At 48.5% G+C, this 26,457-nt stretch carries 26 protein-coding genes; 20 read left to right on the forward strand and 6 right to left on the reverse strand.

The genetic code is table 11. The features are described from left to right. Both DS739_RS01845 and DS739_RS01850 read left to right on the forward strand, forming a co-directional pair. Window positions 1–1,791, forward strand: a complete 1,791-nt coding sequence (locus tag DS739_RS01845) for an AMP-binding protein (protein WP_006116893.1) — start codon at window positions 1–3, stop codon at window positions 1,789–1,791. Then, window positions 1,791–2,951 carry an autotransporter strand-loop-strand O-heptosyltransferase gene (locus DS739_RS01850; RefSeq protein WP_006116894.1) on the forward strand — a complete coding sequence of 387 codons (1,161 nt, stop codon included), beginning with the start codon at window positions 1,791–1,793 and terminating at the stop codon, window positions 2,949–2,951. The genes DS739_RS01845 and DS739_RS01850 overlap by 1 nt, the downstream gene beginning before the upstream one ends. Before the next feature lie 324 nt (window positions 2,952–3,275). On the opposite strand, the gene DS739_RS01855 is transcribed toward DS739_RS01850, so the two are convergent. Then, window positions 3,276–4,442, reverse strand: coding sequence for an MFS transporter (locus tag DS739_RS01855; RefSeq protein WP_050793158.1), 1,167 nt, complete (start codon window positions 4,440–4,442; stop codon window positions 3,276–3,278). A gap of 543 nt (window positions 4,443–4,985) precedes the next feature. Here DS739_RS01855 and DS739_RS01860 point away from each other — a divergent pair. From DS739_RS01860 to DS739_RS01900, 9 genes are all read left to right on the forward strand, one after another. Further along, complete coding sequence (locus DS739_RS01860; protein WP_006116896.1) at window positions 4,986–5,711, forward strand: hypothetical protein; 726 nt, start codon at window positions 4,986–4,988, stop codon at window positions 5,709–5,711. 6 nt (window positions 5,712–5,717) lie between these two features. Then, window positions 5,718–6,806, forward strand: a complete 1,089-nt coding sequence (locus DS739_RS01865; protein WP_006116897.1) for a tail fiber domain-containing protein — start codon at window positions 5,718–5,720, stop codon at window positions 6,804–6,806. Then, complete coding sequence (locus tag DS739_RS01870) at window positions 6,806–7,213, forward strand: hypothetical protein (RefSeq protein WP_006116898.1); 408 nt, start codon at window positions 6,806–6,808, stop codon at window positions 7,211–7,213. Before DS739_RS01865 ends, DS739_RS01870 begins: the two co-directional genes overlap by 1 nt. Continuing rightward, window positions 7,213–8,610 (forward strand): CotH kinase family protein, encoded by a 1,398-nt coding sequence (locus DS739_RS01875; RefSeq protein ID WP_006116899.1) that lies wholly within the window; start codon window positions 7,213–7,215, stop codon window positions 8,608–8,610. The genes DS739_RS01870 and DS739_RS01875 overlap by 1 nt, the downstream gene beginning before the upstream one ends. A gap of 49 nt (window positions 8,611–8,659) precedes the next feature. Beyond that, window positions 8,660–9,163, forward strand: coding sequence for a hypothetical protein (locus DS739_RS01880; RefSeq protein ID WP_006116900.1), 504 nt, complete (start codon window positions 8,660–8,662; stop codon window positions 9,161–9,163). Next, the gene (locus DS739_RS01885; protein WP_006116901.1) at window positions 9,160–9,591 is read left to right on the forward strand and encodes a cell wall hydrolase; all 432 of its coding nucleotides are present in this window, start codon (window positions 9,160–9,162) and stop codon (window positions 9,589–9,591) included. Before DS739_RS01880 ends, DS739_RS01885 begins: the two co-directional genes overlap by 4 nt. Before the next feature lie 156 nt (window positions 9,592–9,747). Then, on the forward strand, window positions 9,748–10,116 hold the full coding sequence (locus DS739_RS01890) for a hypothetical protein (protein WP_006116902.1): 369 nt from the start codon (window positions 9,748–9,750) through the stop codon (window positions 10,114–10,116). Further along, window positions 10,113–10,493 carry a hypothetical protein gene (locus DS739_RS01895; protein WP_006116903.1) on the forward strand — a complete coding sequence of 127 codons (381 nt, stop codon included), beginning with the start codon at window positions 10,113–10,115 and terminating at the stop codon, window positions 10,491–10,493. The genes DS739_RS01890 and DS739_RS01895 overlap by 4 nt, the downstream gene beginning before the upstream one ends. 1 nt (window position 10,494) lies before the next feature. Beyond that, the gene (locus DS739_RS01900; RefSeq protein WP_035350917.1) at window positions 10,495–10,695 is read left to right on the forward strand and encodes a hypothetical protein; all 201 of its coding nucleotides are present in this window, start codon (window positions 10,495–10,497) and stop codon (window positions 10,693–10,695) included. Between the two features lie 54 nt (window positions 10,696–10,749). Here DS739_RS01900 and DS739_RS01905 read toward each other — a convergent pair whose 3' ends face one another. Then, on the reverse strand, window positions 10,750–11,514 hold the full coding sequence (locus DS739_RS01905) for a DUF1796 family putative cysteine peptidase (RefSeq protein WP_006116905.1): 765 nt from the start codon (window positions 11,512–11,514) through the stop codon (window positions 10,750–10,752). 395 nt (window positions 11,515–11,909) lie between these two features. Between DS739_RS01905 and DS739_RS01910 the strand changes: the two genes are divergently transcribed. After that, complete coding sequence (locus DS739_RS01910) at window positions 11,910–12,122, forward strand: hypothetical protein (RefSeq protein WP_006116906.1); 213 nt, start codon at window positions 11,910–11,912, stop codon at window positions 12,120–12,122. A gap of 63 nt (window positions 12,123–12,185) precedes the next feature. Here the strand turns inward: DS739_RS01910 and DS739_RS01915 are convergent, their stop codons facing one another. After that, window positions 12,186–13,286, reverse strand: coding sequence for an acyltransferase (locus DS739_RS01915; RefSeq protein ID WP_039891896.1), 1,101 nt, complete (start codon window positions 13,284–13,286; stop codon window positions 12,186–12,188). A 291-nt stretch (window positions 13,287–13,577) separates the two neighbouring features. After that, window positions 13,578–13,970 carry a hypothetical protein gene (locus tag DS739_RS01920; RefSeq protein WP_006116908.1) on the reverse strand — a complete coding sequence of 131 codons (393 nt, stop codon included), beginning with the start codon at window positions 13,968–13,970 and terminating at the stop codon, window positions 13,578–13,580. A 144-nt stretch (window positions 13,971–14,114) separates the two neighbouring features. Here DS739_RS01920 and DS739_RS01925 point away from each other — a divergent pair, with 144 nt between their 5' ends. Beyond that, window positions 14,115–14,900, forward strand: a complete 786-nt coding sequence (locus DS739_RS01925; protein ID WP_006116909.1) for a DNA/RNA non-specific endonuclease — start codon at window positions 14,115–14,117, stop codon at window positions 14,898–14,900. 115 nt (window positions 14,901–15,015) lie between these two features. Here the strand turns inward: DS739_RS01925 and DS739_RS01930 are convergent, their stop codons facing one another. Then, a complete protein-coding gene (locus tag DS739_RS01930) occupies window positions 15,016–15,363 on the reverse strand; it encodes a DUF3147 family protein (RefSeq protein WP_006116910.1) in 348 nt (115 codons plus the stop codon). A 148-nt stretch (window positions 15,364–15,511) separates the two neighbouring features. On the opposite strand from DS739_RS01930, the gene DS739_RS01935 reads away from it, so the two are divergent. Continuing rightward, the gene (locus DS739_RS01935) at window positions 15,512–16,192 is read left to right on the forward strand and encodes a YfdX family protein (protein ID WP_006116911.1); all 681 of its coding nucleotides are present in this window, start codon (window positions 15,512–15,514) and stop codon (window positions 16,190–16,192) included. Between the two features lie 288 nt (window positions 16,193–16,480). Here DS739_RS01935 and DS739_RS01940 read toward each other — a convergent pair whose 3' ends face one another. Further along, window positions 16,481–17,896: a short-chain fatty acyl-CoA regulator family protein gene (locus DS739_RS01940; protein WP_035352523.1), complete on the reverse strand. Its 1,416-nt coding sequence runs from the start codon at window positions 17,894–17,896 to the stop codon at window positions 16,481–16,483. Window positions 17,897–18,027: 131 nt separating this feature from the next. On the opposite strand from DS739_RS01940, the gene DS739_RS01945 reads away from it, so the two are divergent. The 6 genes from DS739_RS01945 (at window position 18,028) to DS739_RS01970 (ending at window position 26,437) form a co-directional block, all read left to right on the forward strand. Then, window positions 18,028–19,587, forward strand: coding sequence for an MmgE/PrpD family protein (locus DS739_RS01945; RefSeq protein WP_006116913.1), 1,560 nt, complete (start codon window positions 18,028–18,030; stop codon window positions 19,585–19,587). 32 nt (window positions 19,588–19,619) lie between these two features. Beyond that, window positions 19,620–20,786: a 2-methylcitrate synthase gene (gene prpC / locus DS739_RS01950; protein ID WP_006116914.1), complete on the forward strand. Its 1,167-nt coding sequence runs from the start codon at window positions 19,620–19,622 to the stop codon at window positions 20,784–20,786. Further along, window positions 20,783–21,715 carry a methylisocitrate lyase gene (gene prpB / locus DS739_RS01955; protein ID WP_006116915.1) on the forward strand — a complete coding sequence of 311 codons (933 nt, stop codon included), beginning with the start codon at window positions 20,783–20,785 and terminating at the stop codon, window positions 21,713–21,715. The genes prpC and prpB overlap by 4 nt, the downstream gene beginning before the upstream one ends. A 55-nt stretch (window positions 21,716–21,770) precedes the next feature. Beyond that, the gene (acs, locus tag DS739_RS01960) at window positions 21,771–23,759 is read left to right on the forward strand and encodes an acetate--CoA ligase (RefSeq protein WP_035352529.1); all 1,989 of its coding nucleotides are present in this window, start codon (window positions 21,771–21,773) and stop codon (window positions 23,757–23,759) included. A gap of 225 nt (window positions 23,760–23,984) precedes the next feature. Beyond that, window positions 23,985–25,247: an MFS transporter gene (locus DS739_RS01965; RefSeq protein ID WP_006116917.1), complete on the forward strand. Its 1,263-nt coding sequence runs from the start codon at window positions 23,985–23,987 to the stop codon at window positions 25,245–25,247. 71 nt (window positions 25,248–25,318) lie between these two features. Continuing rightward, entirely contained in the window at window positions 25,319–26,437 is a 1,119-nt protein-coding gene (locus DS739_RS01970; RefSeq protein WP_039891934.1) for a hypothetical protein, read from the forward strand. The last annotated feature ends 20 nt before the right edge of the window (window positions 26,438–26,457 follow it).

Raw genomic sequence — 26,457 nt, forward strand, 5'->3', positions numbered from 1 at the left:
ATGGAAAAGTTTCCTTCTCTAGTGCTAGGACCCAATCAGGAACAAATTCCTGATTGGAGACAGATTTCTTTGGCGGAACTTTGTCGTTTTCGTACCATGGTGCAACCAGATTTGGAAATTATGAGTTTTCTAGGAGATGGGATTCATGAAACAGAAACGCTCACTATAGAAAGACTAGATAGACAGGCCTCTCATATGGCGGCGTGGTTATCTAAAGTTTTGCCGCCATCTTCTAAAGTAATGCTTTTGTTTGAAAATGGGCCCGATTATCTGATTGGTCTTTTCGGATGTGCATATGCAGGTATGGTCGCTGTATCAGGTGTTTATCCATCTGATTTTGGTAGCCGAGATCGTCTGAATTATATCGTCAAGGATAGTGAATGTTCAGCTATCTTGGGGAAAAAAAAGGTATTGGAAGCTTTCCAATCTGAATGTTTAGAGGTTTCTCAAGAAGTTTTCTGGATCCCGGTGGAAATATCTGAGACGTATTATAAAAAAGTATATAATCCATCTTTGAATGAAGATTTAGCACTTATTCAGTATACATCTGGTTCCACTCAAAACCCTAAGGGTGTTATACTGACAAATAGAAATATTCTTTTTAACTTATTGCAGCAGGGACAAAAGTTTGGATATCAGAAAGGGGATGTGGGTGTGAGTTGGTTGCCTCTTTCCCATGATATGGGGCTGATGGGAGCTGCTTTAATGGCGATTGGAGCCGGGGGGAAATGTGTTTTATTGCCTCCAGAAACATTCCTAAAAGATCCATCAAACTGGTTGAGAGCAATTAGTAAGTATGGTGCAACTTTATCAGGTGGGCCTGCTTTTGCATATCAAATGTGTTTGAATATTAACGAAGATACTATAGATAGTTTGGATTTATCTACTTGGGATCAAGCTTTTGTAGGATCGGAATCTATTAACCGAAAAGTTTTAGAACAGTTTGAGGTAAAATTTTCAAAGTATAGATTTAAAAATTTAGCATTTTGTCCCTGCTATGGATTGGCTGAGGCCACTCTTTTGGTATCAGCTAAAGAACGCAATTTACTTCCTTTATTTATTACAGTTTCAAGAGAAAAATTGAGTGAAGGCTATATTGTTGAAACAGAAAATCTGGAGGATCAAAGAGGCATAGTTTCAAGTGGAAATTTAATAGATGAAACACAAGCTGTTATAGTTGATTCAAATATGAATATTTGCTCTGATAGAGAATGTGGAACTATTTATCTAAATGGGCCGAGTATTTCTTCTGGGTACTGTGGAAGATTTTCTAAAAATATAGAAAGTTTTAATTATGAGGGTAAATTATATATTTCAACCGGAGATAAGGGGTTTTTCATTAACCAAAATATTTACATTATTGGAAGAAAAGATAATGAAATAAATGTTAATGGGGTTCTTTTGGATCCAGAAGACATTGTTTTTTCTGTAAACGAAGTGGAAGACAAGTTATCACAGCGTAATTGTGCTGTGTTTCAAAAAACAGGACGGCATGAGAGCATTGTGTTTGTTTTTGGCGCTGCCAATTTAGAGGAAAGTGTCTTCACAAGTATATTTCGAAATATAAAAAATATCCTGTGCAGGAAATTTAAGGTTTCTAATGGAGAAATAATTGCTGTTTCTAAATCTGGTATTGTAAGAACGCCTAGTGGAAAAGTAAGTATGAAAAAAACACAACAACATTTAGAAGATGGGAGGATAGATATGGTATTTCGTAAAGAATTTTCCTCTCACGATAATTCGAGTTTTCATGTCAGGAAAATGAAGACGTATGAAAGAAGTTCCAAATAATGAATTCACCTGAAGATCAATTATTTTCTCAAGAAGGCCCATTGGGGATACGTTTTGATTTTAATGAGGGTTGTCGTTTGTCCTTGCCATATTCTGGGGAATGGACGGTTAATATTTGGGATATTGATACTCAATGTTTGATTTTTTCTCAAAAATTAGATGGTGGAGTTATACAAACTCGTAAAAAGTATTATATGAATTTTTTCTTTGAAATATGGAAAAAAGAGGAAAAAGTATTTAGCCATAAATTGAATTTAAGAGAAAAATTTGTTCTTATTAATATGGATAAGGGTGGAATAGGTGATCATTTAGCTTGGGTTGCTCATGTTGAACATTTTAGAAAACAACATGGCTGCAATATTACTTGTCTTGTTCGAAATGACTTGGAAAAAGTTTTTAAGGAATATTTTCCAGATATTGATTTTTGTTCCTCTCTTCCTGAAAGAAAGGATTTTTATGCTACGTATAAGGTTCTTATATTTTATAATGATTACGATTTAGAATATTCGCCGATTGATTATCGCGAAGTTGGTCTTGTGGTATACGCGGCGTCTATTTTAGGGCTTCCCCTTACAGAACGTAGACCAGATTTTTCTTGTATTACATATAATCGTCCGATTGCAGAGCGATATGTGTGTATTGCGACCCAAGCATCAAGTCATTGTAAATTTTGGAATAATCCTAATGGTTGGCTTCAGGTTGTTGAATTTCTAAAAAAGAAGGGATACCGTGTCATATGCTTAGATAAACAACTCTTTTCAGGACATGGACGATCTTGGCACTATATTCCTTATGGAGCCGAAGATGAGACCGGTGATCGACCTTTTCAGGAAAGAATACAGTGGCTACAGCATGCAGATTTTTTCATTGGTCTTTCCAGTGGGTTATCTTGGCTGGCATGGGCTGTAGGCTGTCCAATTATAATGATCAGTGGGTTTACAGCAGAAAAGAATGAATTTTCTACGCCATGGCGTGTTTTGAATAGAAATGTATGTAATAGTTGCGCCAATGATATACGTTGCCAGCTAGATCCAACTGATTATTTTTGGTGTCCAAGACATAAAAATACAGAAAGAGAGTTTGAATGTTCTAAGAATATTTCTGTAAACCATGTTCTTATGCACATTAATTCCATTATCAGTAAAACACTTTTAACCTAATTTTGGGATGTGCTTCTGACATGCTCCCCGAAAATGTAATTATTTTAAAGTCGATAGAGTCCGATGGAGAAGGATACGGACGAATGAAACTTAGTCGTTTTACGGAGGAGCAGATGGAGGGATCCAAGAGCCGTTAATCGAAGTTCTTGTGGCGACATCCACTCTCAGACAACATAACGCAATAATCCTAGATCAAAACGTCAGGCTTGCTTGTGCTGCCTCTATGTCCATTATGAAATATCAGCAGTTAGGAAAATGTGGTTTGAATTAAATGTTAGAAAAAAGAGTTTCTTAGAATAACCATTAGTCTGAAATGAGAGAAGGTTACTTTGTACGATCAGCACTGATAAGAGCGCGCGGCAAGACTATCCCCATTATAGCCACAACTGCGAGGAGGATACTGATAACTCCTAGAGCAAAAGGCAGACTGATGATCTGGGCCACGAACCCGAGCGCAGCAGGCCCAACTAGAATGCCTGAATAGCCGAGCGTTGTTATGGCCGATACAGCGAGATGTTCAGGCATGAAGGCCTGACGCCCGATGGCGGAGTACAGCACTGGCACCACATTGGCACATCCTGCACCTACCAGGGCATAGCCCAACAATGTGATTTGCCACACCGGCACTCCTGCCACCAGAAGCATTCCCAAAGCAGCTAATAGACTTCCGCCTGTGACCAGCACACGACCGGGAATATGGCGTACCAGCCAATCTCCCAACAGTCTGCCGATCGTCATTGTGGAGGCAAACGCCACGTATCCCAGACCGGTATAACGCATATTGACATGGCGTGCCGTGGTCAGGAGTACCGCACTCCAGTCTATGGCGGCTCCTTCTGCCAGAAAGACGATGCAACACATGATCCCAATAGCCAGAACGATTCCGTGAGGCATAGCAAAAGCCAGCTCGTCGCCTGAACTGGTTCGCCCAGTCAGCAGTCCTGGCAGCGCCAACCCACCACTCAAAAACAGCAGAGCAATAACAAAGAGAGAGGCCTGCATTGGCGAGAAACCAAAACCGAGCAAGCCACTGACGCTTATGGCTCCCAGCAGGCCTCCCACACTGAATAATCCATGGAAGCCAGACATCATGGTTTTCTGGCAAGCCCGCTCGACAATAACAGCCTGGACATTGATGACGCAGTCAATCGATCCGACACCTGCTCCGAAGATGGCCAGGGCAGCGACAAGAAAAGGCATAAAGTCTGAAGACGCCAGAACCGGCAGAGTGCAACATACGCTCAGAGTGGCAATCGCAATGATCCAACGACAACCAAAGCGTCCGGCCAGACTTCCCGCGACAGGCATGGCGATGATTGATCCCATCCCTAAGCACAAAAGCAGCAGGCCGAGATGGGCATCCGTGAGCCCGCATCGCAGTTTGACATAGGGAATAAGCGGTGCCCATGCCGCGCCCGAAAACCCGGCAATGAGAAATGCTAGCCGAGTTGAGCGCTGTGCCAGAGCCGAGGTTGGGCGGGAATTGTCCATCAATAGCAAATCAAAGTCCTGCTTCTGGGGAGACAAACTTCATTAATCAATCCAATAAAGTGATGCTCTATTCCTGACAAACGTCTTTGGGAAGGTCCTGATTTTATGATGTCGACGTCTTGTTTATCTCTGATGATCAGCACACCTTGTAATCGCTGGTCTATTACTGATCTGTGTCGGGTTCTGCAGGTCATGACGCGTTGGCACAAAGCCGCGTAAAAGACATCACATACCGGCACAAAACCGTTACAAGTCCAATATAATAGATCAACAGAGTATGGGCATCTCACAACACCATTTAGAGCGTTTTTTCTGAATCAGGTTTTTCAGAGTCGGATGACTATCCTTCTCATGGCGTGAATATTTGTTCTTATTTTGTTCTTGACGTTCCTGCGTGGTCACTGGTATCTCTGTTCCATCATCTCAGGAATGAAAAATATTATCTGAGATGTAAAAATCAGGAGATTTCCGAATAACGGCACAGAGTGTCGCTCGGAATCCTATTTCAAAAAATGGAGGCGTCCTTATGGACGAACGCAAATAATGTCGGGGACGACAACGTCCTCTGGCACCCCTGTCTCGTCTTTACCGTTGGCGAGTGCTGTATCTGGAACGGATACACTTGTGGGTGTCGTCACATCATCTGGCACAACGCAGGCTGAACAGGTGCCGGTTTCTGTTTTAGCACAGGGTATTTCAGAAACTATCGGTTTATCAGATGCGGTAACAGCAGCACAGGCCGCCGCCGCAACAGCCGTAGCGCAGGCAGAACAGGCAGCCGAGAACGCAACCAATGGGGTAAATGCTGCGCGCGGTAAAGCAAGTGGTGTGGCTGCACTGGATGCAAGCGGCAATCTGGCACTGACAGACGGTACGGTTTTGCAGTCTGTTCTGTCTGTTTCCCCTGCCACACAAACTCAGACAGCAACGCTTACCCCTTTGCTTACGCTAGATAAAAGCGCAAAGGTGCGGACTGCATCAGGTGATATTTCTATTTCAAGTGTTGCTGATGCAATGCAGGATACGGATTACCTGACCGTTCTAGGTGGTTCTGTTGTATCGCGTCCTACCGTTACTGGTACCATTCCATCGGATTTCACGATGAATGGAAATATCTATATCGCGCCAGCACCTTATACCAACGGCGCGAGTGTTCTTCCTGCTGGTCTGTCTGTTGATGCGGATACTGGAATTATCCTGACAGACGGCAGTGTTTTCTTCCCCAACACAATCAATAATATTGGCGTTCTGTGCGCCATTTCGGAGTAATTTAGCATGGCTACAACTTATGGTGCACCTACGGGTTTGGATCTTTCTGCTTGTTCTGTTACGGCAACAGGAAGCACAGCAAGTCAGACACTTGCTGCACTCGGCAAGGCTGTTTCGGATAATGCTACCGCTGTAGCAACTGCACAAAGTTCGGCATCTTCTGCACAGGCATTAGCAACAACAGCTAATAGTAATGCGGCTACAGCACAATCTGATGCTTCTAATGCCCTTACGGTTGCCCAAGCTGCTCAAGCTGCCATTGGTACGCCTGTTCAGACTTCTGCCGCGGGTGAAGTGGGCGGTTACGTAGCCTATGATGCATCTTCCGGTAATGCACGTATTGAAGCAATTACCCCAGCTACACCGTGGGTTCCTATTTCCGCCTGCTTAAACATGAATCCCGCAGCGGTATCAACGGCATCATCTTATAGTCAGTTCAATATCAATGCCAGTAGTGGCACATCCGCTGTTCAGGGCCTTATTAATTGTATGGCGGACAGTAATGGTAAAATTAATTTTGCGTTTAGTAATACATGGGGGCACATCGGCCCAGATGTAGATGGTAGCATGGACCTAGGCGCATCAGGCAATGCTTATAATAACTGCTACTTGAAAACAGCGCCAACAGTTACTTCCGATGCGAACGAAAAAACTATCATCGGCTCACTGGCAGATACGTCCTATACAGATGGTCAGAAACTACTCGCCGCAGCCGATGCTGTAGATGCCAAGGTTTACCAGCTTAACGCCTCTATTACTGAAAAAGGTGCGGCCAATGCCCGTCTGCATATTGGTTATATTGCGCAGGAATGGGATGCAGCACTGACAAACGCAGGTCTTGATGCCGGTAAAATGGGTCTGCTGATTTCCTATCCGCTGACAGAACAGCAGGAAAAAACTGCAACAGACGCGGATGGTAAGACTGTAACATATTACGAGACTGTCCCGGTTTATGAAGCAGATGGTAAAACCCAAAAAACAGGATACATGCTGCGCTATGATGAATTGCAGTGCTTGCTGCTAGAAGCACGTAAGCAGAAACAGATTACACTTGAAGCGCGTATTGCGGCTCTTGAAGCCAAGGCAGGTGCCTAATGCCAACCCTGCTTGATTTTACGGCGGGTGTGGCAATCGGAGCGGGTGGCAACACCCTCTCTGGCGGCCAGATTGTGGATGCCGTAAGCAGTGGCCCTCCTGTTGTCGTACATGTAAATCCTGATACGTCCCTTGCTCTGTCATTTTCGGAGCGTGGTAGAATTGCGCATCGGGTTTTGCCTGTTCAGGATACAGAAATTTCCATTATCGGCGGTGTATCTGGGTTATTTCAAGAGATGCTCGTTATGGTGCAGCAGTCAGCTATGGGGAATAATATGGTTACACTTCCCGCCAATATCGTATGGCAGCGTAATCCTCCCTTCATTGATACACGTTCTGGCGCGGTCACTTTCTTTCGCCTTTGGACGCTGGATGGCGGCAATACGATTTACGGGAAATCCATCTAATGAGTGAAACATATTCAACTGGGTTTAGTAATAACGGTGGGGTTGCCATGCTCGGTAATCCCGCTGCCGCCGATGCTGTTCAGGATATTGATACTCTTGTTCTTAACAAACCGAATGCACCTTGGCGTGTTGTGGTAGAGGGAGCATTTCCTATAGACAATAGTGATGCCAGAACCCCTGTTGATGTTGCAGTAAGTGTTTATGAAGGGGGTATTCCTCTTTTTTCAGCCAACGCGGAAATGTCTATTCAGGGACAATCCAGCGCGACCGATAATAAAAAGGGTTATAAGTTCAAGTTTACGAACCCAATAACAGGCAACAAATTATTGATAAAAATCGGTGATTGGTTGCCTACAAATAAATGGACTCTTAAAGGTTATGCTGTTGATAGAACGTTAGTTCGTGATACTATCAGTGCAGCACTATGGCGTAATATACGCAGAACAGCCCCATTTCCTGACAACCTTATTGCTCCAAAGCATGTATGGGATAGCCTGCAATCTAACGATTTGAGCATGAACGCATCTGCCTTGTTTTCGACAGATGGTTTTCCTGTTGAGGTATGGCAGCAGGATGGCACATTTTTTGGGCTGTTTGTCTGGCGCACATCGGCTGATATTCCAGATTTTCTGTTAGATGAAGATAACCGTAATCATATCCAGATACAGCCGCAACATGCGGGGTTTATCTGGGATCATGCCTTTACGGGTACGGATTGGGTTGTCGCATCTCCAAAAATTAAAAAATATACTGATCAGATGGATATTTCTAAAGCGGCACCGGATGTTCAGGCAGCAGGAACACGTTTCATACAGTGGTGTATGGATGTGCGGGCCGGAAATGTAGATATGCGTGCTACATATCCTTACTATATCAATCTGCAATCTTGGTTGGATTATATTCTGTTTTGTGAAGTGGCAGGAGGTGAAGATAGCAGACAAAATAACTTCAACATGACCACATGGGACGGCATGATCTGGCATCAATGTGCTTATGACATGGATGAAACATGGGGGATCATGTTTGATACAACAGTTGAAACATCTGCTCCCGAAAATTGCGGGTTCATTATGAATCAGAATACGCAGTCTTATTGGGCTGGAACAAACTTTTTCCAGATGTTTTATACTTACTTTCTTCCTGAATTACGAGCACGGTGGGCAGAGCTGCGTAATGCGGGAACTATAAGCTATGAAAGTATTGCCAAGCTAGTCAAACAGCAGGCTGACTTTATTGATCCAGCCATGATGGAACAGGATTTGGCTATCTGGCCTCCTAATGGTTCTGATGTCGTCGATTATGGTGCTCCGGGCCGCAATTATTATACCTTCATTCTAGATTGGGCTAACCGCCGCATTGCCTGGATTGATGCGCAGTGGGGTTATAGCGGAGCCTAACTGCATGGGCCATCTTTAAGCGGGTGGCCCACCTTTTTCGGATAAAAGAATGATAGATGAACAGAGCGCGGGCAGCCCCTGCGTGGCTGATGGTGTGCACGCACGTCTGGATGATCACGAAGAACGCCTTGCCGCTGTAGAAAGGCGGCAGGACGTGACAGATGGCAAGCTGGATAGCATCAGCCGAGATATTGCGGCTGTACGGGCAGAAGGCAACGCCCGCCAGCAAGCTACAAACGCCGGAATGGATCGGATTGGTATCCAGCTTTCTGACCTTACCCGCCAACTGGCGGCCCATACGGGTGCGCAGGAAGAGCGGAACAGACTGGCGGAAAGCAATCTGCGACGATTGCGAAAGTTGTCTGTGATTGTAGGGATTTTCTGCACGCTTGGTGCGGCAGTTGGCGGTACAATTCTCTCTAGCCAAACATGGGACGATTACCTGTTTGGGAAGGTCGGGTTTTTGCATCGGAAACATCCATACCCGCAGCCCACACCGCAGCCGCAGGAAACGCAGTTCATTCTGCCCCCGCGTGAAATGGAGGTAGCATGATACCCGCATCATGGATGTCTGACCCTGTGCAGGTTGGTGCGCGCACAGCGTGGGGAGAGGCGCGGGGAGAAGGCAATAACGGCATGGCCGCAGTGCTGTGCGTTGGCCGCAACCGCGCCAGCCGCCCGGCATGGTGGGGGCATGATTTGTGTAGTGTGTTCCTGCATCCGTGGCAGTTTTCGTGCTGGAATACGGCTGATGTGAACTTGCCCAAACTTCTGACCATTACTGACATGGACGCGCAGTTTCGTGAGGCCATTGCTTTAGCGCAGGCGCTTGTGGGCGGCCACCTTACTGACATGACGAAAGGGGCGGATCATTACTATGACACGCGCTCCCCACGCCCTGCTTGGGCTTCTTCGCAATTTTACTGCTGCACGATTGGTCATCATGCGTTTTACCGCGTGGGGCCTTTTGGGGAAGGCTGATGACAAAAGAAGAAATAAGAGAAATCGCACGCGCTGTCGTAGATGAACTAGACGTGCGGTGGGGTTCAAGGATGCAGCACAGCCCAAACGGGAACCTCGTAATTGAGGTTGTGGAAGTGAACACACTGCCAGTCAGCTTGCGGGGAGGGGTGTCGCATGACTGATGCACCTGCTCCCGTAGCGCCAAAACGCTCTACTGTTGTCGCGCAAACGGCCAAGGCCATTACGGCTGGCCTGTCCTTGCCCGCTATGGTGGCGGCACTCCCGCAGCCCGAAGCAACATGGGTGCTTTATGCCTGTGTTGTGTTTGCGGCAGCAGGGGCGGCAGCAACGCAGATCCCGCTGCCAGCTAATCAGTCCGGCAAGCTGTGGCTTATGTACCGGATCATCAACTTCCTTGCCCTCAACTGGAAGCAGGCTGCCAATGCTGCGATTATTTTGCGCGGAGCAGTTTCTTCCAAATCTGAACCGCCCAAGGCTGGGCCGGGTTCTGTTGTGACCATTCCGAAAGACGATACGAAATGAAAAAAGTATTTCTCGCTTTGGGGCTTTTGCCTCTTCTAGCTGCCTGCGCCGATACTTCGCAGGGCAAATTGCGTCAGGCTGTTTATGATGTGGACAGCGCTTATCATGTGTTGGCCAACCCTATGCCGGATGTGATGGCAGGCAAGGTTCCCGGTGTGGCATTAACCGACACGCAAAAGACTATTGCCAAGGCGGCCAGTCAGACCGTGTTTAATGAAATCCAGTCTCTGGAAACCTCTATCGAAAGCGGCAACAGCATTACGCAGACTGCCGTGAGCGCATTGCAAGCAGACTTCGCATCTTTCGAAACCTGCTGGGCAGGCCTGAAAACCGGCACCACGCCGGATGCCTGCGCAGCTATTAACGGGAGCAAATGACATGAATGCAACAGAAATCAGCGCCATCCTTGGTGTAGTTGGTACCGTAGCTGGTCTGGCCGAAAAATACGGGCCAGAAGTTTACGAGACGGTGAAAGAGGCCATTGAGCAGTCCAAGAGCAAGACTGGCCCAACTGTAGCAGATATTGAAGCCATTTTTGCCAAGTGCAAGGCGGATAATGCGGCTATCCAGTCCGCATGACGCCAGATTTTGAATGCGGGATGATTGTTGGTGGCGGGGGAGTTTTCCTCGCTACTATCGCGTTGGCTGTGGGCTGGCGGTTGCTGGTGGTGCGGTCTGATTTTTGGTGGAAATGAATGAGGAAAAAACTGTTATAAAGCTTATGAGATCCTGTGCTGTTTGAAAATCAGTGCCATCAATACTTTCTTTGCGAGAAATGGAATATAAAAGCGCATTTTCTGTTTTGGAGGTGATGTTACATGTGTAAAGATGATCCTCACGTTGGATAAAATTCAAGGCAAGGAGATATTTATTTTTATAAAGTGATAGAGTTTTTGAAAGCTCATGAAAATCATTTTCACAAATTCTTTGAGAAATACAGATAAATATAACTTTCCTATCTGAGCGTAGTAGATTTACAAATCTGTCAACGCAGCGTTGATAATATTTATAAACGTTATTAACAGATATATCATAGTGATTAAATGCAAAAAGAATACCAAAGTGTTCTTTATAATATCTGTGATCACAAAAATTTGCATCGGGTGAGAGTTTTTCACTGTCAGCAATTTTTATGTGCTCTGATCTATCCAGAAAAGTTGAAAACCCGTCCTGAATACAATGGTTTACCATGCGGATATCACTAAATATCCAATCAAATGGGTAGGAGTGCTTTTTAAGTCCAAGGTTTTTGAGAACTGAAGCTGTCAGGCAATGATCTCCAACAGAAACCACTTCAAGCCCCTGAATATTCTGCGCGATCTTTTTGAACTGGTGGTAATATCTGAGCAAAGAGAGCAGTTCTTTTACAGATCTTTTAACTTTTTTCAGACTGTTCATGCGCGCTCTTGGGGTTGGATATGGCCGACGATAATATGGATCTAATTATATCCTTACATTGGAATATTTTGGCATTTCCTTCAACATTGTTCTTATCGGGTTACGCGGGCAGCATTATGCTTATCCCGATAGAGGTACTGTCTTTACTTTAAGCGCGGTATTTTGTATTTTTAAAATGTATCATTACAGATACGATATTCTATATGTCATAAAAAATATTCATGATGCATGATGAACTTGCCTCATAAGGCACATGACATGTTTCTTTTCATGCGGGTTGTGTAGGTTTTTTGCCTGTGTACAACCTTGTGGAAAGTGTGAATTGATACCTTGAAGCGCGCATCTGCTAAGGCCACATATAGGCAATTACCAATGTTAAAGAGAAAGTTCGCCCTATGAGCACTGTCACCATTTCTGTTCTAAAAGAGTTTGTTTCCAAAGCATCTGCCCTGCATCAGACGTGGAAAGCAAGTAAGCCTTCTGCATCAGAACTTTCCTGGCGGGAATGTGTAGAGGATGAGAACTATAAGGATGCCGTAGTGGAGAGAGACTTCTTGGCAGAGCTGACAAAAGCCAATATTCCGTATGAGATGTCGGAAGCTGTTTAAAACAGCAGATGCATTTTACGAATTAGGTAAGAAAAAACCGCCTTTCGGCGGTTTTTTTTGTGGTTACTTCAAACTTGGCTCCAAATCAGATTTCTTTCTATAAAATGGTAATTCAATAAAGAAATAAGAAAGCGTTGCAAAAAGAATGGCCATACAGATGCCTGAAACGGCAAACAGTTCAGATGATATTCTTAAACCGTAAGACTGGCGAATATCTTGCATAATATCCCAGACAACAATGTGGCACAGATAAAAGGAGTAAGTGATTTCTCCACCCCAGTAACTTAGAAACACCAGTGGCTTTGGTACTGTTAGGGTGCCGCATTTTAAGGCGGCATACACCACGCACACACAGGCCAGAATAGAAACAATGCTGATAGAAAAAGGCATCATTTGGTTCTGAAATGCAGCAGGTATGGCTGTAGATGCCACAAGGCCAAAAATCAGCAAGAAGAAAGAAAGCGTTGCAGGAATTTGTGGTGCTTTTGCCCGGATAATATCGCCTATGCCCTGCGTGTTTACAAGATGATAAGCAATAAGCCCCCATATAAACCCTGTGGGACGGTACCATCCCCAATCAACACCACCCGGCAGCCAGAAAAGCAGCACCATAGCTAAAGCATAAATACAGAAGATAAAAAACTTTTTGCCTATGGTGAAGAACAGAAGCGGCAGAACAATATAAAATTGATTTTCAAGCGATAAAGACCAATACCAGCCTAATGGACTGGGAGAGACAGCATTTTCAAAGTTTCTGATATAAAAAATAGAAGTCAGCCATTTATAAAACAGGCTGGTTTGATCGCCCCACAACCCGCGATCGGATGAAATAAGGCCCGCAGTAAGTGTAACGGTTATCCAGAAAAACGCAGCCGGAAAAAGTCTGAGAAATCTTTTCCTGAAGAAATCAAGAGAGAAGGAAACTTTCTCTGCCAGTTCCATATTGGGTTTGGATTTGCCCAAAACCATGTAACCCATGAAATAACCGGATATAACAAAGAAAATATCTACCCCCAACCAAGGACGCAAAACTGCTCCCAAACTTTCTCCAAAATGAGGGTGGATATTGGTACGGAGTGATGCCTGATGCGCCATAACAACCAAGGCAATAGAGATAATGCGCATGAGTTGTATTTCTATGTTTTTGTTATATTTACCTGCCATCTGACCCTGCTTTTTTGATATTTCCAAAGTTCATATCGGGCAGGGGAGCAGTTGACCAGATTCCTCGCTGCATAGCATGCAAAGCACAGCTATGCATGATGCAAAATGGTAAGTGAAACTACGAAAAAATCCTTCAACCGGATGTATAGGCTGGTATGGAGCATGGGGAAATCATCAGCATGACTCACATGGGTTGTGCCCGTTATCCACAGGCTTACCCACCGGAGCATCCGCAGAATCTGTGGACAAGGCCACTAAGCTTGGCAGTCAAGATACCTGCGGATAAAAAATTCAGGGGTGGTATAAATCCTGCTTCAGAAAGGTTTTAACGCGCAGGAAGGCTTCTTCTTCCGTTTCGTTTTCAGCAATCCCCAACCACGAGGGCTTGCGCCGGGCAATCCAGCCCAACATCTTACCGCTTAGGCTCCGAAAGAGCGGAATATCTTCTGCCAGAAGCAAGATGCCCAAAGGCAGCATCCACACACCCAACACAGGTAAAAAGGAAAGCAATCCACCCAAAATTAACAACAGCCCAGAAGGCAAGCGCACCCATTTTTGCTGGGGTTTGCGTAACCACTGTATGGCGCGGCGCATTTTGGCGGGCAGCTTTGCTGTTATCATTTGTGTGCGGTGTTCGCGCAGGGTTTCTGGCGTATCGGTGTTGGAAGATGGTGGCTGCTCCATTTCTGCTCCATAACTGTGGCTGATTTTGTTTTATGTGCCTTTCTTTGGGCGTTATCTTTTTTATAAAGGCATTTCGTAGTTTATAGCATTTAACAAAGGCAGCATTGTGTATTTAAAACAGGGTTTCACGCTGGTATCCGTTCAATGAGCTTGCGTGTTGCTAAAATATGCTTAGGCATGGTTATAGCGTCTTTGCCGGTTTCTGCCGCTTGGGCGCAGGAAAATGCAGCATGTCAGGCGTTTGGGCCAGAAAACAGATTGCCCACACTCACGCGGCCTTTCATGTGGAAGCAGACAGAGCTGTTTTGTAACATGGGTTATGCTGTTTTGGTTTCATCTCTTACGCACACACCTTTGTGGGCCGCAGAGCATTTGCAGGCAGATAATGTGCGTCTTGCAGAACGCCTGATGCGTGCTGGCACTTTTTATGAAGATTCTCGCTGGCCAAATGGTAGTCGAGACCATGATTACAAAAAATCTGGCTACAGCAGAGGCCACATGGCCCCCAGTGCAGACCAGCCAACTCCCGCTGCACAATTTGAAACTTTTGCGTATTCCAACGTGGTACCGCAATCCATTACGCTCAATCAGGGCATTTGGGCGCGTATTGAATACACAGTGCGGGAATTGGCTGTGCAGGAAGGTGATTTATATGTGGTCACCGGCCCTGCCTTTCATGGCCATCCTATTCCCACCATTGGGCCAGACCATGTGTTTGTGCCGTCTTCTACATGGAAAGCTGTGTATTCTGCGCAACGTCACGCTGCGGGCGTATATGTCTGCAAAAACGTGCAACGTTCTCCACACTGCGATCAGGTAACAGTGGCAACCCTTATCCGCAATACAGGGGTGGATCCGTTTCCGGGTGTGGCAGATCGTATCAAGCAGAATTTTTGGCGCTTGCCGTCACCACGTAAAATACGGCGGTAAGCGTGGGAAGGTGAGAGTACAGGCCACGATTTTCACGTAGGTTGTACACGTTATCCACAGGCTTACCCACCGGAGCATCCGCAGAATCTGTGGGCGAATCTCTTGGCAAGGGGTTTTATTGGCTAATGCCAAGCCAAGGTCCGGCCCAGATCATCAGCAGATACAAAACAATGGTTAAGCCACAGCCGCTGGCCAGTGCGGGCCAGAAATGCACGCCATACCGCATAAGCCACGGCATGAACAAAAACATGGGCAAGGAGGGTAGCACATACCAGAATGTAGCGCTCACATGGGCTTCCATCCGTGCGGGATCATGCGTTTCCAGCCAAAGCCAGATCATCCCAAATACGGAAACAAGGGGCAGGGCGGCAACCAACGCACCAAAACCAGGGTAACGGCGTGCCAAAGTGGAAACCAGAGCAATAATCAAAGCTGAAAGCAGGGTTTTGAGAAGAAAAAACATTCAGGTATCAGACAATAAATAAAAAACGCCTGACTATAATATATTTTTTAATATAGATGAATTGTATCACCCCACGTGGCGCATTAAATTAAATTTCAGGATATCATTCGTTATCTTTGAATAATTAAATCAGTTTGGATTAGTTTTTATGCGTTTAAAAGCTCTTTTTGCAGCCTCCGCTGTATTGCTCACCAGTTTTTCTGTGGCTCAGGCAGGTACTGTGCACACCACGTGGGAAAAGTTCAAGGCTGGCCATGCCATGCACCGTCTCTCTGTTGATGGCCAGAAAGCCATGATGGACGTGTTTCAGGCGCGGGATCTGCTGGCTCAGGGCAAAACCGATGCAGCTATTCCCCCGCTCTATGATGCACAAAAGCGCTTTAAGGCTGCCAGTGCAGATAACAAGAAGTTCTTTGCGGCAGAAAGCCAGCTTCAGCCAGCGCCGCAGCATCCGGTTTCTGCAACCCATACGCCAGTTGCCAACCCCACAACATGGGTGCCTGTTGGTGGTGAATTTATTGTAAGCGAAACACTAGCTCCAGAAAAACAGGCTGCATTGGCAAACGCCAACAAGCAGTTCCAAGCCGGGCAGACCCAGCAGGCACAGCAGAGCCTACAGGTTGTGGGTGAAGATGCAGATTTCATTCTGGCCCTTGCCCCGCTGGAACAGAGCGAAGGTGCCCTGTACCGTGCAAAAGTGTTTACAGAAGGCCGCCAGCCGCAGCAGGCTGTAGAAGCACTTAACCAGCTTCTGGATGGCGTTGTGTTTGTTTCGGACGATGTGGTGGAAAAAGTTGCGCCCTCCACACCGGCTAAAAAATCCAACTAAAACAATACGCTGCGTTATACGGCAGGGATGGAGAGCAAAAAAGTTCTCCATCCCTGCTTTTTTCTGTTGCATTTATTGAGAATAGTTCTTATTATCAATCTTGTCGCGGTGATGAAGGCGTTTCTGCTGGTGGGGCAAGGGGCATTACCGCGACAACTCTTGGTTCGTCTTGATTTATCCCGTTCAATCCCCGGTTCCTATCTGGAATGTTTTTGCATCCCCGGTCATTCCAGATAGGTTTTTTAAGTTCCCCTTGCCCCACCAGACTATCTTCTTTCTTGCAAGATATCAGGGTTTTTCAGGTAGTGCCCGATAGGGTACAACGCCTCTGGCATCGCTTCCTGTATCCAACATACGGCCCGAAACAGGCAAAGATCTGTGGCTGCAATTATCCCGTATACATGCGCGGCAGCCGGGGCCAATGGGCACAACCAATCTGTGGTCATTCAGGTTTAAACCATCTGCATAAACCGTTTTTGCGGCATCATTGATGGTACAGCCCAATACAATGGCAATCTGGCGTGGGCGGTCTGTATAGGTAACCCCCTCATGCCCTACAGTGCGGGCAACATTGAGGTAAATGGAATCATCCGTGGTTTGAGAAAGCTGCACTTGCACCTGCCCGGGCGTGGCAAAAGCCCGAAAGATGTTCCATAACGGGCAGGGGCCACCAAAACGGGCCTGAGAAAAGCGGTTGGCAGAAAAACTTTTAAGAATATTTCCTGCAATATCTAATTTGAGAAAATAAAAGGGAATGCCCTCCATGCCGGGGCGCTGTAACGTGCTTAACCTGTGGCTTATCTGCTCAAAACTGGTACCAAAATGGCGGCGCAAGCGTTCAATATCGTAACGCATGGTCTGTGCCGCATGCAAAAAGCGCTTATAGGGCAACAGCAATGCCCCGGCAAAGTAGTTGCCCAGGTAAACACGCCCCAACTCTAGCGCATTTTTCTCCTTTGGGCCTTCACGGCGTAAAATACTACTTATCAGGCGGGTTTGGTCGCGTTGGCCAATAATTTGCGCCAGATAGAACAGCGTGCTTTCAGGTGGTTGATCTGGGGGCAGAAGAATAGTGCGACGGTGCCGATCTATCCGCCACACCAAGCCGCCTTCCTCCAGCGCCGGGTCTTGTTGCGTATGCAAACCATGATGATCAAGAAGGTAGGTTTTTAAGGCTTCGGACAAGCCATTTTTGAGATCAAGACTTTCGTAAAATTTTTCGGCTGCACAATCAAGTTCATGAAAATAGTTGCGGTGTTGCTGCACCCAATCCCCTACCGTTTCATAGGGTTCCAAATTTGGGGTTGGTAAAAGAGCGTTGTCTTCACGCTCCTGTTCAAATTTATAAGCGCGGTAGAGGGTTAGAAACGCGGCGCATAAATCCGGATTGGTAAGCACGGCATCCGCCATTTTGGCCAAAGGCAAAGATGCGTTTTTAAACACGGGGTCAGCCATGGTTTCGCGCATGGCCTGCACGGTATGGGCTTCTTTGGTGTTGCTAAACCATGCCGGACTCAGACCAAAACGCTCACATAGTTTTTGCAGCAGGTGGTGTGGAAGGGGCCGATGGTTGCGCTCCAACTGGTTCAGATAGCTTGGTGATATGTCAAGTATTTCCGCCAGGTTGGCTTGGGTTAGGGTTTCGCGTTGGCGCAACTGCCGCAAGCGCGGGCCAGCAAAAAGCTTGGTTCTGGTTTGTGGCATGGTACGAACTTCGCAAACTTCGCAAACGGGAACATTCCCTTCGCCTCTTTTTACTCTTATCTCTCTGCCGTTCAAAACAACACTCTGCAACACTCGCTTCACGATCAAATTCCGATCATGAGGTAAAAACAATGCAGTACCATGATGTGCGCGTTCATCCAGAAAGCGACCGTCTGCCACGGCCCGAACAGCTTGCGTGGAAAATTGCGCAGGTAGCGGCAGATCCGGTGCCGGTGGAGGCCGCCGTTACGGATATGATCATCAACCGGCTGATAGATAACGCATCTGTGGCTATGGCATCTGTGAACCGTCATTCCGTAATGAGCGCACGGGCAGAGGCTCTGGCCCACCGGCGCGAAGGCGGGGCTACAGTGTTTGGTATGGGGCCAAATGTGCGTGTGCATGCAGAATGGGCCGCATGGGCCAACGGCACAGCCGTGCGTGAGCTGGATTTTCACGATACATTTTTAGCAGCAGAATATTCTCATCCGGGTGATAATATTCCGGGCATTTTGGCAGTTGCCCAACAGTGCCGCCGAAGTGGTGCGGATTTAATTCGTGGTGCTGCCACAGGGTATGAAATTCAGATAGATCTTGCGCGTGCCATTTGTTTGCACAAACACAAGATAGATCATGTGGCGCATCTTGGCCCATCTGTAGCCGCAGGTATTGGCACGCTTATGCGTTTGCCGCCAGCGGTTATCTATCAGGCCATTGGGCAGGCTTTGCATGTAACCACAGCCACGCGCCAGAGCCGCAAGGGTGAAATTTCATCATGGAAAGCCTACGCGCCTGCGCATGCCAGCAAGATGGCGGTAGAGGCCGTTGACCGTGCGATGATGGGCGAAACATCTCCAACCCCGATTTATGAAGGGGAAGATGGTGTTATTGCTTGGATGCTGGATGGTAAAAATGCGCATTATCGCGTGCCATTGCCAGAAATGGGTGAGCCAAAACGTGCCATTCTGTCTTCCTTTACCAAGGAACATTCGGCAGAATATCAAAGTCAGGCGCTTATTGATCTTGCCTTTCGTATGGGCCAGAAAATCAAAAATTGGGATGACGTGGAAGATGTGCTGATAGAAACCAGCCATCACACGCATTATGTGATCGGCACGGGTTCGAACGATCCGCAAAAGTTTGATCCACAAGCCTCGCGGGAAACGCTGGATCATTCCATTATGTATATTGTCGCCGTGGCCTTGCAGGATGGCAGTTGGCACCATGTGCATTCCTATGCCCCGGAACGGGCACGCAGGCCAGATACTGTGCGGCTCTGGCGCAAGATCCATACAATAGAAAAACCAGAGTGGACACAACGGTATCACGAAACAGATCCGGATAAAAAAGCGTTTGGTGGCCGCATTGTTATCCGCATGAAAGATGGTTCGGTTATTGCGGATGAGCTGGCTGTTGCCAACGCCCATACGTTAGGGGCAACACCTTGGCAGCGGACTGATTACATTGGTAAGTTTCAGACTCTTTCAGACGGCATTGTTCCCCATAAGGAAGCAGACAGGTTTTTAGAAGTTGTGCAGAACCTGCCAAACCTGAAAGCAGGGGAACTGCATATGCTGGAAATTGCCATTCCAGAGCGTGATATCCGCCAGAACACAGCGGAAGGCATTTTTAATTTCGGGCAGGCCAAACCTGCTGCGGTTGCGGCCACCACCACGGCTCTGGCTTCCTAAACAGGCGATAACGCACAGGAAGGAATAGAACAATGACAACGCATCTGCACAGAAAACCAAAAAAATCTGTTGCGCTGTCAGGCACGGTTGCGGGCAATACGGCGCTCAGCACTGTGGGGCAGAGCGGGAATGATCTGCATTATCGTGGGTACGATATCAAAGACCTTGCGCGCGCCAGCACGTTTGAGGAGGTCGCGCATCTGCTTATCCACGGATATCTGCCCAATAGCGCAGAACTGGAAGCCTATAGGCGGCATCTGGCCAGTATGCGGGATATTCCTGCCATTGTGCGTGCCGCTTTGGAGCGTTTGCCAGCCGCCACGCACCCTATGGATGTTATGCGCACGGCAGTTTCCGTTCTGGGTTGTGCACTGCCAGAACGGAGCGATTGCCCCACCGCAGGCGCACGAGATATTGCAGACAGGCTTGTGGCCTCGTTAGGGTCTATGCTGCTGTATTGGTATCATTTCTCAAACCACGGACGGCGGATAGAGACCAATACGGATGATGAAAGTGTAGGCGGACACTTTTTGCACCTCCTGCATGGTAAAGCGCCATCGGAGGATTGGGTGCAGGCTATGCACACATCCCTTATTTTGTATGCCGAGCACGAATTTAATGCCTCCACATTTACTGCCAGAGTGGTGGCGGGTACTGGTTCGGATATATATTCCGCCGTTACGGCAGCCATAGGGGCGCTGCGTGGCCCCAAACATGGTGGCGCCAATGAAGTGGCGTTGGATATTCAGCAGCGCTATCGCACTGCGGATGAGGCTGAAGAAGATATTCTGCGGCGTTTGGAAAACCGTGAAGTTATCATCGGTTTTGGGCATCCTGTTTATACGATAGCTGATCCGCGTAACGAAATTATTAAGGAAACAGCTCGCAACCTTTCGCGCCGTAATGGCAACATGCGCCTGTATCATGTAGCCGAGCGTATTGAGCGGATTATGGATGAGCAGAAAAAAATGTTCCCTAATCTGGATTGGTTTAGCGCGGTTTCTTACAACGCCATGGGTATTCCTACGGCCATGTTTACACCTATTTTTGTAATTGCCCGCGTAACAGGGTGGTGCGCCCACATTATGGAACAGCGGCAGGATGGTAAAATCATTCGCCCGTCTGCCAATTATGTGGGGCCGGATAATCGGCCTTTTGTGCCCCTGCGTGAACGCGATGGTCTGGAGCATGCAGCATGACATATCTGGTTGGCAAGGATCTGCCACAAACACCAGCCGGGCAGCGCTTTCGCGCTCTGCTGAACAAACAAGGTATTCTGCAAATTCCCGGGGCACATAATGGGCAGGCGGCTTTGCAGGCTAAGGATAATGGATTTCAGGCTCTTTATCTTTCAGGTGCGGCTATGTCTGCCAGCATGGGGCTGCCAGATATGGGTATTATCACCATTGAGGATGCGTGTTTCTTCATCCGCCAGATTGCGCGGTCTTCCGGCCTGCCGCTTTTGGTGGATGGAGATACCGGATACGGTGAAGTACTGAATGTCATGCATATGGTACGGGCTTTTGAAGATTCCGGCGCTGCTGCCGTGCATATTGAAGACCAGATACTGCCCAAAAAATGCGGGCATCTGAACAATAAAAAGCTCGCCTCTCCGCAGGAGATGGCGCAAAAGGTGGCAGCCGCAGCCAAGGCCCGGCGCGATATGCTGATTATTGCGCGCACAGATGCCGCCAGCTCAGAAGGGCTGGATGGTGCCGTGGCCCGTGCCCGCTTGTATTACGAGGCCGGGGCTGATGCCATTTTTCCTGAAGCATTGATTTCTGAAGATATGTTCAGGGAGTTTGTGCGCCGTATGCCAGATGTGCCCCTGCTTGCTAACATGACAGAGTTTGGCCGCTCCCCTTACTTCACGGCATCTCAGTTTGAAGATATGGGATACCGTATGGTCATCTGGCCTGTCAGTTCCCTGCGGGCGGCTAACAAGGCGCAGGAGGATTTGTACAAAACCATTGTGCGCACAGGCGGTACGCAGGACATGCTACCGCGCATGCAAACGCGAGAGGAACTGTACAAAACAATCCGGTATTACGATTATGAATCATTGGACGCAGGCATTGTGGCCACGGTTCTGCCGCACATCGGTCAGGCCGATCGCAACGCCGCCTGAACATTCTCTTTCTATCCCAAACAACAAAAAACAAAAAAGTAAGGGGGACAGAACAATGTCGGAAAACATCACTATCCCACACACGCAGTATGCAGATTACCCGGCCCTGATGCCACCTGCGGAACTGGCCGCCATGCAGTGCTATGCACGCCGAGACCCGGATGGTTTCTGGCTGCAGCAGGCAAAGCGTGTGCACTGGCACCGCAAACCCAAGCATGGTTTTACGGGTAGCTTTACGGATAATGTGTCCATAAGTTGGTTTGAAGATGGCCTTATCAATGCATCTGTGTGCTGTATTGATAAGCATCTGACAGACAAGGCCGATCAGGTTGCCCTTATCAGCCACCGTGAAGGCCGGGCCGAGGCAGAAAAAATTACATATGCCATGCTGCATGAACGGGTTTGCCGCCTGTCCAACGCGCTGGTGCATTTGGGGGTGGAAGAAGGGCACCGCGTTGCCATTTGCCTGCCCATGATTTCAGAAGCCGTGGTGGCCATGTTGGCCTGTGCGCGTATTGGCGCGGTGCATGTGGTGCTGTTTGGTGGTTTTTCGGCAGAAGGTATTGCAGAACGTATTATAGATAGCGGCGCAGTTGCGGTGATTACTGCCAGCGAAAGCATGCGTGGCAACAAGATTGTACCCTTTAAGGCCATTATGGATGAGGCCCTTTGTAAGGCGGGTGCAGAGAGTGGCGTACGTGCTGTTCTAGTTGTGCGCACATCAGATGCGCCTGTTCCGATGCTGCCGGGGAGAGATTACGATTTTCATGATTTTGTAGATTCGTTTGAAGCAGATTTTGTGCCCGTTGTGATGCGGGCAGAAGCACCGCTGTTTATGCTTTATACATCAGGTAGCACAGGCAAACCCAAAGCCGTTGTGCATGCTACTGGTGGTTATATGGTGTGGGCTGCTTACACCATGGGCATGGTGTACCATCATCAACCCGGTGATGTTCTGTGGTGCACGGCAGATGTGGCATGGATAACCGGGCATACATCCGTTGTGTATGGCCCGCTGGCCAATGGTGGCACCACCATGATTTCCGATAGCCTGCCCTCACACCCCGCACCGGGCAGGTGGCTGGATTTGGTGGATGAGCACAAGGTTACCATGCTGTTTACGGCCCCCACAGCCGTACGTGCCATGATGGCCGATGGTGATGATGTTGTGAACGTCCGTAAGTTGGATTCCCTGCGTCTGTTAGGTGTTGCGGGGGAACCCATAAGCCCCGATGCGTGGCTGTGGTATCATGATGTTGTCGGCAAAAAGCGTTGCCCCGTGGTGGATACATGGTGGCAGACAGAAACCGCTGGCATTGTGCTGGGGCCATTGCCCGGTGTGCAGCCGCTTAAACCCGGTTCTGCCAGCACGCCGTTGCCGGGGTTGGAAATGGTGATAGCCGATACGCAGGGCAGGCCGGTGCAGGGGCCTGCGGAAGGCAGCTTGTGCATTGCGCGTTCATGGCCGGGGCAGGCGCGCACAATTTGGAAGGATCATGCGCGCTTCTGCCAGACATATTTTAGTATGGTGCCAGGGCATTATTTCACGGGTGATGGCGCACGGCGAGATGCCGATGGGTATTACTGGATTACGGGGCGCATGGACGATGTTATCAATATTGCAGGGCACCGTTTGGGCACGGCAGAGGTGGAAGATGCGCTGGCAGCAGATCATCGTATTGTGGAATCTGCTGCAGTGGGCATCCCGCACCCGGTAAAGGGGCAGGCGCTGGCAGTATTTGTTATTCAACGCCAGAACGTGGCCACGCAGCTCACAGAAAAGGGTATAAGCCGCCTTATCTCCGGTATGCTGGGGCGTTATGCCACGCCAGAAGCCGTCTATCTGGTGCCGGATCTGCCACGCACGCGTTCTGGCAAGATTGTGCGCCGCCTGCTGCGTAAAATTGCCAGTGGAGAAGTAGAAAATCTGGGAGACCTTTCATCTCTGAATGATCCTTCCATCGTGCGTATGCTGAGTGACAGAGTATGGAGCCACATGGCCTTTGATGAGGATTCTACATCTCGCACGCAGGCCAGAGCCTAACCTTAAAGCGAGATCTTACAAGTTTGCTTCGCGCGGCAAGATGCTTCAGGGCCGAGGGAACCCCTCGGCCCTGTTGTATGTTTTGTTTCTAACAAACGGGTTCATGTGGGTTTATCACGCAAAAATGGGCGCGCTGGCGGGGTCGTGATCTGAGATTCACTGGCTGCTGGATAAGCATGCGTGGCACCATCACGGTAAAAACAGGCTGTAGAACCGGAGCTGTGAATGACCGAGCCTTCTTTTTCGTCTGTAACGCCGTCTGCTTTGCCTGATCAGCCGGTAGATAAAGCAACAGCCCGCCACGTTGTGTTGGCATCTTTTCTGGCGTGGATGCTAGATGCGTGTGATTTTTTTATTGTGTTGTTCACGCTTGATGATGTGGCGCGCAGTTTTAACGTGTCCCTGCAAAGTGTGTTGCTTGCCCCCACACTTACGTTAATGACGCGGCCATTGGGTGCCTTTCTATGTGGGCGCGCGGCAGATAAATATGGCCGTAAGCCGGTGCTTGTTTTAACAATTATTATTTATTCCCTTATAGAATTGGCTTCAGCCTTTGCGCCAACCCTTGTTATATTTTTGGCGCTTCGCACCCTGTTTGGCATTGCACTTGGGGGCGAATGGGGGGTGGGTACATCCCTGATTATGGAAAGCGTGCCCAAAAGCTGGCGTGGTACGGCTTCGGGCATTTTGCAGGCGGGGTATCCTGCGGGGTATTTGCTGGCATCTTTGGTGTTTCTGCTATTGCCGGTTTTAGGCTGGCGCGGTTTGTTTGTGCTGGGCAGTGGGGCTATTTTTTCTGCCCTGTATATCTGGCTGCGTGTGCCAGAAAGCCCGGATTGGCTGGCCCGGCAGAAAGCCGATACACAGCACAAAAATGCAGAAGCGCATCTTGGTTTGTTGGCCATTATAAAAGGCAATGCGGCATTATGTGTTTTTGCCGTGGTGCTGATGGCCGCTTTCAACTTCATGAGCCACGGTTCTCAGGATCTCTACCCCAAAGTGTTTCTGGCGTTGGAACGGCATGTGCCGCCTACGTCCATTACAACAGTGGTTGTGCTGTATAATCTGGCAGCTATTGCGGGCGGGTTGTTTTTTGGGTTTTTGTCGCAAAAAATCGGGCGGCAATATGCCATTGTTCTTGCTGCGGCCTTAACGCTGCCTTTGCTACCGTTATGGACACTCCCTCACTCCCTGTTCTGGCTGGGGTTAGGGGCTGTGTGCATCCAGTTCTGTATTCAGGGCGCGTGGGGCGTGGTGCCTGCCTATTTAAGCGAGCTTTCGCCTCCATCCGTGCGGGCCACGTTTCCTGGCCTTGCTTACCAGTGCGGGAACCTTATTGCTGCCAGTAATGCTTTGTTGCAAACATGGTTTGCTACCCAGTTAGGTATGGGGCTGGCTCCGGCACTGATGTTGGCCGTTGGGGGTGGCGCCGTGGTTGTGCTGGTGCTTACACTCCTTAATGCTCGGCTGTATCCACAACGGATCTAAACAGCGGGTTAAGTGGCAACACGTGGGAAGGAAAAAACGGTTTGGCTTTTATAAGATATCTGGGCGCATGTATGGTGCTGGCTGGTGCAGGGGTGCCATATGCGCAGGCCTATGCAGCAACACCGGCAGAACAGCGGATTATCACGCGCAATGTGCAACCGCGCACGGTACCGCCGCTTGCAAGAGGGCAGGTGCAAGGGGATGATCTGCACGCAAAAGCCCGCCCGGTGGCCTTATCTGCCCTAAGCCTAAAAGCTGCGGTAAAAGTGGCGGACAAGCAGCCATGCCCGGCCAACAGTTTGCTTTTAGGTAAGGATGAAAACCCAACAGCAGGGCAAACCTGCCGTGTAGCCACCTTGGAGGTGAACGCCCCGGATTATCCCGCATTCATCCAGACCCTTGGCAGCCTGATGGCGGAGGATAGTGGTGGGCTGATGGATTTAAACCTTTCTCTGTATCAACTTGTGCCAAATGCGCCAAAGAATGCCCTACCGCAGGTTGTGGTTTCGGGGTACACAGGTGGGGCGCATTGTTGCCAGGCGGCCGCTATTGTAGAGGCCGCCCCGCAAGGCCAATGGCGCGTGCTGGCGCTGCCTGCCCAAAATGGCGGTGGGGAGCCTATCGTGCAGGACGTGGCGCGAGATGGCACTCGCCAGCTTGTTTATACGGATGAACGGTTTGATTACGCCTTTGCCTCTCACGCAGGTTCGGCCATGCCGGTGGTGTTGTATCAGTATCAGGATGGCCAGTTGCAGAATGTTACGGCGCAGCCCCGTTTTGCGGCCTATTTGCGTAACCAGCTTGCGCAGGATTCCGCACAATGGCGCAAAACGGGTGTTACAGAAGTAAACGGCTATCTGGCCGCCTATGTGGCCACCAGCGCGAATATAGGGGAGCTGAACGCAGGCTGGCGTTACATGATGGCGCGCTATGATACGCACTCTGATTTTGCAGAAACATGGTGCGCACTGGATAAAGCCGCATGGCCTCAAAACAAGGATGGTGCATCCTGCCCCAAGCAGTTTGTAAAAACCGTACCGTTTCCGCAAAGTCTGGCGCAATCTTTGGTGCTGTGGGGGTACATCACACCCCAGCAAAGTGCTGCCCTTGGCTATGATGTGGAAAAATTAAAGCAGAACCAGCAGCAGGTTATTGCTGCCACCACCAAGGCGTGGCGCGCTGCACACTAGCTATATCACACTGCCCGCTG

The sequence above is a fragment of the Acetobacter sp. JWB genome, from assembly GCF_003323795.1.
Taxonomy (GTDB): Bacteria; Pseudomonadota; Alphaproteobacteria; order Acetobacterales; family Acetobacteraceae; genus Acetobacter; species Acetobacter oryzifermentans.